At 61.7% G+C, this 10,514-nt stretch carries 7 protein-coding genes; 2 read left to right on the forward strand and 5 right to left on the reverse strand.

Going from position 1 to position 10,514, the window contains the following annotated elements; translation table 11 throughout:
- Positions 1 to 72 precede the first annotated feature (72 nt).
- From LLH00_13765 to LLH00_13785, 5 genes are all read right to left on the reverse strand, one after another.
- A complete protein-coding gene (locus LLH00_13765) occupies positions 73 to 2,934 on the reverse strand; it encodes a choice-of-anchor D domain-containing protein (GenBank protein MCE5272340.1) in 2,862 nt (953 codons plus the stop codon).
- 628 nt (positions 2,935 to 3,562) lie between these two features.
- Entirely contained in the window at positions 3,563 to 4,765 is a 1,203-nt protein-coding gene (locus LLH00_13770) for a hypothetical protein (GenBank protein ID MCE5272341.1), read from the reverse strand.
- Between the two features lie 100 nt (positions 4,766 to 4,865).
- Entirely contained in the window at positions 4,866 to 5,546 is a 681-nt protein-coding gene (locus LLH00_13775) for a hypothetical protein (protein ID MCE5272342.1), read from the reverse strand.
- 175 nt (positions 5,547 to 5,721) lie between these two features.
- The gene (locus tag LLH00_13780; GenBank protein ID MCE5272343.1) at positions 5,722 to 7,281 is read right to left on the reverse strand and encodes a sodium:solute symporter family protein; all 1,560 of its coding nucleotides are present in this window, start codon (positions 7,279 to 7,281) and stop codon (positions 5,722 to 5,724) included.
- Positions 7,278 to 7,559 (reverse strand): hypothetical protein, encoded by a 282-nt coding sequence (locus LLH00_13785; GenBank protein MCE5272344.1) that lies wholly within the window; start codon positions 7,557 to 7,559, stop codon positions 7,278 to 7,280. The genes LLH00_13780 and LLH00_13785 overlap by 4 nt, the downstream gene beginning before the upstream one ends.
- Before the next feature lie 217 nt (positions 7,560 to 7,776).
- Here LLH00_13785 and LLH00_13790 point away from each other — a divergent pair, with 217 nt between their 5' ends.
- Together LLH00_13790 and LLH00_13795 are read left to right on the forward strand one after the other, a co-directional pair.
- Positions 7,777 to 8,853 carry an Ig-like domain-containing protein gene (locus LLH00_13790; protein MCE5272345.1) on the forward strand — a complete coding sequence of 359 codons (1,077 nt, stop codon included), beginning with the start codon at positions 7,777 to 7,779 and terminating at the stop codon, positions 8,851 to 8,853.
- The coding region (locus LLH00_13795; protein ID MCE5272346.1) for a hypothetical protein at positions 8,850 to 10,514 on the forward strand (1,665 nt) is incomplete at its 3' end. The genes LLH00_13790 and LLH00_13795, both read left to right, overlap by 4 nt.

A 10,514-nucleotide genomic window follows, 5' to 3' on the forward strand; every position in this document is an offset into this window, starting at 1 on the left:
CTTTACCTCGCCCGCGGGAGGAGGAGCCAGGCTTCCCCTCCCGCGTCAAACATCGTTTAAGGGTTGGATAACCTATTTCAGCAGGACCATCTTGCGGGTCTGGGTGAAATCGCCGGCCCGCAGACGGTACATGTACACGCCGCTGGCCACCTTGCCGCCACGGCTGTCCGTGCCGTCCCAGAACACGGAGTACGTGCCAGCCGGGCGCAGATCATCCACCAGGGTGGTGACCAGACGGCCCCGCAGGTCGAACACCTCCAGGCGGACCTGGACCTCACGGCCATCGGGCACCTGGTAGCTGATCGTGGTCGAGGGATTGAACGGGTTGGGACTGTTCTGCGCCAGGGCGAAAGCCTTGGGCAGACTGGCCGCCATCCCGGCGGAGGCCATCATCAGCGAGACCTGCTCGATCTTCTGCGGCTCCACGCCCAGGGCCTTGAGCCCGCTCAGCAGGGTCTTGACCTCCTCGGCCGACATGTCCACCGGCAGATCGCCGGCCGCGGCCAGCAGCGTGCCGCCGGTCCCCAGGATCAGGTTAACGCAAAGTGTCACATCGTTGTTATTGATCAGACCGTCGTTGTTGATGTCCGCGCAATCCCGTTGTTCATCAGTGGGCGACTGGGTGCCCAGCGCGAACTTGACGATCAGGGCCAGGTCCAGGACATTCACGCGGCCGTCATTGTTCACATCGCCGGGCATCTCGCAGCCGGCCACCACTATCCGGCCGCTGCCGAGGGTGAACCCCACCGAGTCCAGGGAGCCGTCGGCGATCAGCACGTGGCTCAGGCTGAGGGTGATCGTGTCGTGGCGGACCGCGTTTCCGGTCAGGGCGTAGGAAAGGGTGAGGATATTCCCGCTGCCCGAGGCGATTGTTCCGCCGGAGCCCTCGTAAAACACGACAAACCGTCCACCGCCCGTGGCCGTGGAATCGACCACGCTCCAGCCGCTCGTGCGGCCGGTGGTGACAGCGTCCAGGAACATGACCTTGTCCGCGGGGCTGGCGCTGACCACGAACTGGCCCACCGACACCGCGGTGCCGGTGTTGTCCATGAACAGGCCGACCTGGGCGGTCTCGCCCAGGCGCACTGTGGCAGTGTCCGGCTTGAACAGCCACTGTTTGCCGCTGCCGGCCAGCGGCACGGCCAGGCTGTCCTCATCGCTGTCGTTGCTCAGGATGCAGAGCAGGGCGTTCTGCGCGCCGTGGGCGGTGGGGCTGAAAGCCAGGGCCACTTTCAGGCTGTCCCCGGCTGCCACCGAGCCGGAGGCGGGGCTGACCGACCAGACCGCCGGGTTGGTGACATAGAGGCTGCTGAGGCTCAGGCTGGCCGTGCCGGTGTTGTGGACGGTCAGGGTGTCGCGGGCCGTGACGCCCACTGTCACCTCGCCGAAATCGAAAGAAGTGGGCCAGATGGAAATCTCGGGCGCGGGCGTGAATGTGCCCACCCCTGATAAATATACATTACGAATAATAGATCCGGAGACTACTTTGACTGTATCCAGATACAGCCCTGCGCTCTGCGGAGAAAACTGCACAGTCACCTGGAGTGAACTATTTGCCGGTACACTTCCCGATCTGGTGCTGACAGTATAGTGCACTCCCTGAGCACAGTAGATTGTGTCGATGGTAAGGGTGGCATCATCGGGGTTGACTATGTTGAATGTCTTCTGGCTCTGCCCTGATGTCTCCGTAGTGTCACAAACAATAGCCAGGGGATTAACATAAAAAGAAGGCGTCACCATACCGTTGTTCCTGTAATTGCCCCGCGCCTTAGGCCATCCACCTCCAGCCAGGCCTGTCGACGCAGTAAGGTTTTCTCTGATTGCCATACATCCACCCGAAAGCTCATGGCACAGGTAAATCGTACCATCAAAGTCTAAAGATATACCGTAAGTTATAAGATGATATGGGCCGGGCAGATTATAAGTCCACAATAAAGAGTGGCTTGAAGACGAAAAACAAAACAGTTTGTTACTATGAGAAACATAAAGCGTACCATTGTCACCAATCGTCGGTCCATCGAAACTAGTGACAACCGTGTCGCTGAACTGATAAGACCATAGATCGCTCTGCGGAGATGATGGATCTATCGCATGCAGTTTCCTATCGTCCCCAGCAGTGACGTAAATTATTCCGTCGGAGTCCACTGTAGGTGAGCTGAGCCATTTTGTTCCAAAGCTTCTGGACCAGATTGGGCTGCTCGATCCTTTTGTGTGGTCAAAGGCAAACAATTCACCTGCGATCGTAGAAATCAAAGCGATACTATCATTTGGAAGGACAACCTCCACTGTGGCACGTGAGGTGGTTGTAAAATTGCCAGTCCATAGCACTGTACCGTTACTCCTATCCAGCTTAAATACTTTTCCAGGGTTATATAAGGGGTCAGGGTAAGTCGCAACGAATAAATGCCCGTTCCGATCCAGGGAAGGATAACAGTATGCAATACCTCCAATATTGTACTTTCGCCATTTAGTGCTTCCATCAGGATTAATTGCTACAATCGTAGTGTCCGTAACATAATCGTTTAGGTAGCATGCAAAAAAACAAGTTCCTTCTTCATCCACGGCGGGCGGCCCGGCGGCATAACCAGTTCCCGGTACAAGCCGCTGCCATTTTTGAGTACCGTTCGAATTATAGCAATAAAGATAAGGTGAATTAAGATGACTTAAAAAAAGTGACCCGTCTGATCCGATATTTGTATAAAAGCTTTTCGCAATATATGGAGGATCCCAAATTACACTTCCGTCTTTGCCTAAAGCGTATGTTCTTTCTCCTCCAAAGTACAGGACGCCATCCTCTCCGATTGATGGAGCGAATAAAGCCTGCGTTATGACGCCTTCTGAAGCATTTTTAATCCATACCACCTGTGGATTGTACTGAGCTTCCAACTCACCAAACGCCAAGACGCATATGGCGAATAAAGACAGAATGAACATCCCGAAAAATCGATTTACGCTTTGCATGGTGTTCCTCACTGTCAGGAGTAGCGCTACAGGCAAAAACATTCTGACCGCACGCAAAAGCCATTATTACAGATATAGTGTCATTCTTAATGCCCCATGCTTCCTCCTTTCCACGACTGTAAATGTGAAAGCCGAAAAAGCGGCAACCCTTATAACAGACCTGGCGGTAAGATGGGGAATAATCCTGCGGACGAAACAAACAGGATTATCGGTACGGAATGACTTATGAGACGAGTAAGGGAACACTATGGCAGGCATGGCTCCTCCTTTCCAGGTATGATGTCACCCTGAGTTTTCGAAAAACCCAGGGTTCCATGTGGAACAACATTCACCTGGCGGGAGAATACACCTAATTATAAGATTATCGGGATATTAGTGTCAAGATATTTTTCATTAGAAGACTGTTAATTATCTTTCAATAATATCATTTATCACATATTATATCGAATACATAAATCCTAACACTAACTACACTTGCAATCTGAATTAACGCCCGCATAACGCCGTCCGCGCCGTGGGGCACGCTCACGTCCACAAAAAAGCCCCGCAGGAATCTCTTCCCGCGGGGCTGCTCGTTGCTTGTTTCCTATGACCAAATACTTCAGTACACCCCCTTCTCCCACGCCGTGTCGAACGCGGCCACGATATTCTCGGGCGGGGTGCCGGCCTGGATGTTGTGGATCGTGTTGAACACGAACCCGCCGCCAGCGCCGAAAATCTTCACCCGCTCCGCGGCCTGGGCCGCGCAATCCTCCGGCGTGCCCCAGCGCAGCACACCCTGGTTCTCCACGCCCCCGCCCCAGAAACAGACCCGTCCGCCGTAGGTGTCCTTCAGCCGTTGCGGGTCCATGCCGGCCGCGCTGGTCTGCACCGGGTTTATTATCTCCACCCCGGCGTCGATCATGTCGCCCAGGAGGTTGAAAATGGAGCCGCAGCAGTGCTGCATGATCTTGAGCCCGGGCGCGGTGCGCTTGATGTGCGCGATATACCTGGCGTAATAAGGCAGGATCAGCTCGCGGTAGAGGCTTGGCGCGGCCATCTCGCCCGACTGCATCCCGAAATCGTCGTTGAACTTGGCGATGTCGAACGCGCCGCCGGTGGCTTGCCAGTAGAGGTCGAAATTGCGGCACATGCCCTCGACCGCTTTCTCGTTCAGCTCGCGCACATACTCCGGCTCGGTCATCAGGGTCACCATCCAGTCATCGAACCCACCGTCGCCGGAGCCGAAAAACAACTCCACCTGGGGCAGTTCGCCCACCACGGCGTAACCGGAGCCTCGCCAGAGCGCGGCCTGGGCCTCCAGGTGACTCAGCTCGGTCTCGGGCAGCTCGGGGATGCTCCAGCGCTCAGGGTCCACATGCGCCGCTCCGGGTCCCTTGACCAGCTTGTCGAAATAGTAGCCGCCCCGGGGCATGCGGGCCAGCGGCTCGCCGCCGGGCGAGCGGATCAGGAACGAGCCGTCCGGCTCCACCTCCGGCTGAAACGTGGCGGGCGCCTTGACCCGGGTGCCGTCGCACAGCACCCAGTCGCGCTCGCCCTCCTCCGGCAGGCCGAACGACACCGCGTGCATCCGAAGGGCGACAACATCCGAGTGCATCCGTTCGCGCACCGGCGGCTCGACCTCGGCCAGCATCTGGTAGAGGTCGAACACGTAGGTCCGTCCCCCGCCGATCCCGAGATGTCGCTTGAGCGCATGGTAGGCCGAGGCCATTATCCCGCTCTGGCGGGTGGCCCCGAAATCGATCGGCAGGCGGTCGGGGGTGCGGTGCTCCACCGCGGCCAGGACACGCTCGCGTGAGTTCATCTTCTGTTCTCCTCAGTCTCCGGAATGCGAAATGAAAATACCGGCCGGAAGCGATGCCGGCTCCAGTCAAAGCCGGCTCAAGCCAACCCGGCCGGGTGATTCAGTCCCGTCCCAGGAAAAATTTCATCTTCCAGGCGCCGTCCGGCTGCTTTTCGAACCCGGTTCGCCAGTCCACCGCGCCCCGGCAGAAACGCTTGGCCAGGAAACCCTGGCCATCCCCGGGCAGGACCACGCAGGCCCAGGCCGAGTTCCCGTCCCACGGCTGGAGCAGGCGGACGATCTCCCAGGAGAGCTGTCCGGCCAGCGGAGCGCGCTCATCCGGTGTCTTGTGCACCGGGGCCTGGGCGGCGGTGACGGCGATATAGGATTCCCCATCCAGCTCCTTGGGCCAGGAAAAGGGCACATAGGGCGCGGCGAACAGCCCCGGCCGGATGAACCCGCCTCCCTGGGCCAGAAGGGTGTCCAGCACGCCCCAGAACGGGCTGTCCTTCCGCTGGAGCTGAAGTTTCTCCGTCAGCCCCGCCGTGCCCTTGAACGGCTCGAAGCTGTAGAACACCTCGGGCGAAAGGCAGGCGTAGATCACCGAGGCGTCTTTCGCCCTGACCGCTGCAACCAGGCTTTTCCTGAAAGCCAGGAACGAGGAATCCTGCGCCGCCTGGTCCAGGAAAGGCAGTGGACGGCGCCCGGCGGGGCCCTGGGCGGCCAGGGGGCGAAACAAGCCTGCACACAGGCTGGCCAGAAGGATCAGCGATAGCAGCCGGCCTAATCCGTGACGATCCATAAAGGTTCCTCCCTGCATGTTTTCAAAGCTTAGGCCGCCAATCGAACGCGGGGCAGACAAAAAGAGGAAACAGGGCCTCGTGATGAAAATTCCGTTCCCGCGTTCAAGGCGGACTAACCTGAAAAAGGCCGCCCTTTGCGGGCGGCCTTTTCCTTATCTCACAACGGTCTCGGACTCACCCGATTTGTTTCAGCACAGCATGATACCGCTCGATGTCCTCTTTGGCCGGCTTGGCGGTGAACGTACTCACCACCAGCACGGTCATAAGGTTCACCATCACGCCCCAGAACCCGTAATGGATCCCCAGCGGGCTGGTCTTGAACGGCAAGCCGAACCAGGCGGGCTTGAACGTGACCAGCAGCACCGCCATGCCCAGCACGATCCCCCAGATCGTGGCCGCGCGGGTCTGGCCGCGCCACCACAGCGGCCCGATCAGGGCCGGGAACATCTGCATCGCCACTGCCATCGAGATCAGCCCGATCTGCACGATCATGCCGATATCCGGCTGGATCGCGATCCAGAGCGAGACCACGCTGGCCAGGGAGATCAGGAAACGCGCCACCCAGACCAGCTCGCTTTGGCCCGCGTTGCGTCGGAAGAACGGCACGTAGAGATCCTGGGTGATCAGCGCGGCGAACGAGTGCAGGTTGCCGTTGGCCGTGCTCATGGCCGCGGCCATGATCGTGGTGACAAAGAAACTGGCCAGCACCAGGGGCAGGTACTTGTGCAGTATCTCCAGGAACACCGTGTCCGGGGTGACATCCGGGAACAGCACCCGTCCGCCCAGGCCGATGAAAGCCGTGCCGAACACGTAGCAGGCAGTGAGCACGACCGCGAAGATCAGCATGCTGCGCAGCAGGGCCGAGGGGCCCTTGGCGCTGTAGTAGCGCATCCACTGGCTGGGCGAGGCCATGGTGCCGAAACTTGCCACCAGGGTGAAAGTGAAGATGTACATCACCGGGTACATCCCGGCCGGCCCGGGCAGGGTGATGAAACTGTCCTTCGGGATCGTGTCGGTCTGGATAGCCGCCACCTGATGGAACAAGCCCTCGACCCCGCCCAGCAGGTACACCGTGATTATCCCGCCCAGCAGCATCCCGATCACCAGCAGCCCGCCCTGGAACACGTTGGTCCAGCAGACCGCCCGCATCCCGCCCATGATCGTGTAGACCATGGTGATCGAGGCCAGGAACACCGCCCCGGCGATGAAGCTGGTCGTGGTGTAGGAGCCGAGTGTCACCATGCCGCCGGAAAGATGGAAGAACCCCAGGTGCACATCGCTCGTTTTGGTTATCACGTCGAACAGGTAGCCGCCTCCCTGGAACTGGATCACGGCGTAGGGGATCACGTAGACAATGCCCAGCAGCGAAATCAGCACGCGCAGGGCGTCGCTCTGGTAATAGTCGGCCACCAGGTCGCTGGGGGTGATGTAGCCGAAACGCTTACCCAGGGCCCAGAGCGGCTTGCCCAGGATCCAGATCAGCGCGCCGCAGATCGGGACGTTGAGCATGAAGAACACGAACCCGATGCCGCCCTTGTACAGCATGCCCGGGGCACCCAGCATGGCGAACGAGCTGAAAAAGGTGGCCATGATCGCCAGGGCGGTTACGATGAAACCCTGGCTGCGCCCGGCGATGTAGAAATCGGAGGCTGTCACCCGGCCGCGCCACCAGGCCACCAGGCCGATGATGAAAGTGATGAGGATGTAGATGGATATTACGATCAACGGTGTCATCGGCCGGCCCCCTTCCCGGAGGCGAGCTCATCCTGCAGCGGTGTGATGTCCACCTCGGTCTCATCCCGCCAGAGCTTGAGATAGGCGTAGGTTATGATCCAGATCTGCACTATCGCGCCGAACAGGCCCCAGAGGTACAGTATCGGTATCCCGCCGATGAGCAGCGGGTAGTTCACCAGGTACAGACCCGGACCGTTGCTCAGCAGGAACGCCAGGCAGAACATCCACAGCAGCCGTCTGAACAGCCTTTTCTTTTTCTGTTTATCCAACTGTGGCATATTTGGGAATACTCCGGTTTAAGGGGAGCACTGCGATGGGTGTGGTTTTTGTGACCGCTCGTGAACGATTCAAGATACACCTTTCCCCACCGTTATCAAGATTTTTGGGCCTGGGTTTGACTTGCCGCGAGCGCCGCTTACCTGTATCTTGATTAGCCTGTGCTTGAAGCTGCCTCCCGGCCGTGCGTTCCGGCAATCATACCACGGGGAATGACCGATGCGCAGTGGCATCAAATTCAATCTCGCCCTGACCCTCTGTGTCCTCGCCGCGGCCTGCGCCCGGATGGGCGCGCCCACCGGCGGGCCGGAGGACAAAACCCCGCCGCGGGTGGAAAGCATCGTACCGGCCCCGGACTCCACCGGCGTGGACCGTCACAGCCGGGTGAGCCTCACGTTCAGCGAGGGTGTGCGCCACCAGGAGGCCGAGCGCCTCATCCACCTGACCCCCGCGGCCGGGCGGCTGTTCTTCGACTGGCAGGGCCGTACCGTGCACCTTCGCCCGGCCGACAGCCTGCGCGCCGATATCACCTACCGGGTGAGCCTGGAGCCGGGCCTGACCGACCTGCACCGGGTCAAGGCCGACAGCGCTTTCGAAAGCTGGTTCTCCACCGGGAGCCGTTTCTCGCCCGGACGGCTGAGCGGGCGGGTGTTCTATCGCGACTCCCTGGTGATCGGGGCGCTGATCTGCGCGGTCTCCGCCGCCGACACCGGCCTGGCTTTCGACTGCCGCAGCGATTCCTCGGGCCGCTGGAGCCTGCCCTACCTTCCTTTCGGCTCTTTCCGGCTCAACGCCTACCACGACCGCAACCGCAACCGGCGTTTCGATTTCAGCCGCGAGGAGGGTCTGGACACCCTGGCCGCTGCGAGCGCCGAACCGACTGTGCTCGACCTGCGCCTGGCCCTGGCCGACACCACCGCCCCGCTCCTGCTCACGGTCAGCGTGATAGACTCGCTGCGCCTGGGCCTGGCGTTCGATGACTACTTAGACAGCCTGCAAACGTTCGACCCCGCGTCTTTCAGGCTCTGCGCCGGGGACTCCGCCGGCAAAAGGGTCGAGATTCAGGCCGCGCACCTGGACAGCCTGGACCATCACCGTGTGCTGCTCGGCCCGGCTGCGCCGCTGGAGCCGGACGCCCGCTACTGGATCAAACCCGGCCCCCTGGCCAACGAGGCCGGCCTGCGTCTGAGCGAGGCGGCCCCGGGCAAGGAATTCACGTTCAAGAAAGAGGCCCCGGCCGGAGCGCAGACAGGCCGCAAGCCTCAGGGGCAGCAGCCGGGGGGACGCCAGAGATGAGAACCGCAACGCTGTTCATCCTGCTAAGCCTCGCCCTGCCGATGGGCCTCGCCGCCCAGTGGACCCAGTTCGCCGAGACCAACCGCGTGCGGGCCGCCGAGATGTCTCCGGACAGGACCGCGCTCTGGTGCGCCACCGGTGGGGGGCTGGTCCGCTACGACACCGTGCGCCACCTGTGGCGCTCTTTCGGCCGCAACCAAGGCCTTCCCGCCACCGACCTCAACGCCCTGCTGGTAATGCCGGACGGCTCTCTGATACTCGGCAGCGAGGAGATGGGCCTCATCCTCGGCACAGGAAGCGGGCGCTGGACCCGCGCCGGGTCGTTCGACGGCCTGCCGGGCGAGCGTGTGCTATGCCTGGCCCGCCCCGCCGGGAGCGATGACTTTCAGTTCTGGGCCGGCACCGGCTCCGGAGCGCGACAGTTCAGCCTGGAGGACGGGACGGTAAGCCCGGTGAGCGGCAGCCGGATCCTGCTGGAAGACGCCGTAGTCTACGATATAGCCTGCGCGGCGGACGGCGCGGTCTGGTTCGCCTCAAGCACCGGGCTGTGGCGCTTGAGCGCGGACGGTTCCCTGCGTCGTTTCGGCGCGTCCGAGGGCGTGGGTGCGCTGGGTGTGACCGCGGTGGAGGCCGCAGCCGACGGTTCCCTGTACGCCGCCTGGCGCGATACGGTCAAAGTCATGGCCGGCGAGCTTTTCATCCCGGACAACGCCCCGAACGGCCGCCGCGCGGTGACCGCCCTGCGCTCTCTGGAGGCGGAGGCCGCTTCCCCGCGCCTGGCCCTGGCCGCCGGGGGCCATCTCTACCTGCGCGGAGCGCAGGGCTGGAGCGAGGCGCAAGCACCGGCAGCGGTCACGACCCTGGGCCCCTCCCTGGAGACTGACGGCCTGCCGGTGGCGGGCACGGACGGCGCCGGGCTGCTTCTGCCCGAGGCGGGCGGGTACAGCGCGCTCAATTTCCCCGGCCCGCTCTACAATCTGCTCACCCGCGTGGCCGTGGACAGCCGCGGAACGGTCTGGTGCTCCAGCGCCAGCGACGCCACGCCGCGCGCCGCGGTGGGGGTGAACCGCTGGGACGGCAACCTCTGGACCCATTTCAGCGAGGCCAACAGCCCCCTGCTCATGAACATGATCGCCTCGCTCAACGCCGGGCCGGACGGACGGATGTACCTGGGCACCTGGTTCGGACCGACCGTAATCGGCAGCGGGGGGTTCAACATCCTGGATGACCACGGCACGGCAGACAGCACGGATGACCACTGGGAGACATACACCGCCAACGAGACCCCGCTTTCCATGGGCGTGATCCGCGGCGACATGGCTTTCGACTCCTCCGGCGGAGTCTGGGTCGGCAGCCAGTTCAACCAGAACCAGCCCGGCGGTCTGGAGCGTTTCGACACGAAGAACCTCACCTTCAGCAGCTACGCCGGGGCGCTTTCCGAGCGGGCCGTGCGCTGCGTGGCCGCGGACGGCCTTGGCAACATCTGGATCGGCTACCAGACCGGCGGCCTGGGGGTGATCCCCGGCGGGTTCGAGGGCGGCCTGGCCCCGCGCCAGGTGAGCTCGTTCACCACCGCCCTGGGCCAGGTGGGCGTGCTGGACATGGCGGTCGACCCGGCCAACCGGCTGTGGATTGTCACCCCGGCCACGGCGGTGGTGCTC

It is taken from the genome of bacterium, assembly GCA_021372515.1.
In the GTDB taxonomy this organism is placed as follows: domain Bacteria; phylum Gemmatimonadota; class Glassbacteria; order GWA2-58-10; family GWA2-58-10; genus JAJFUG01.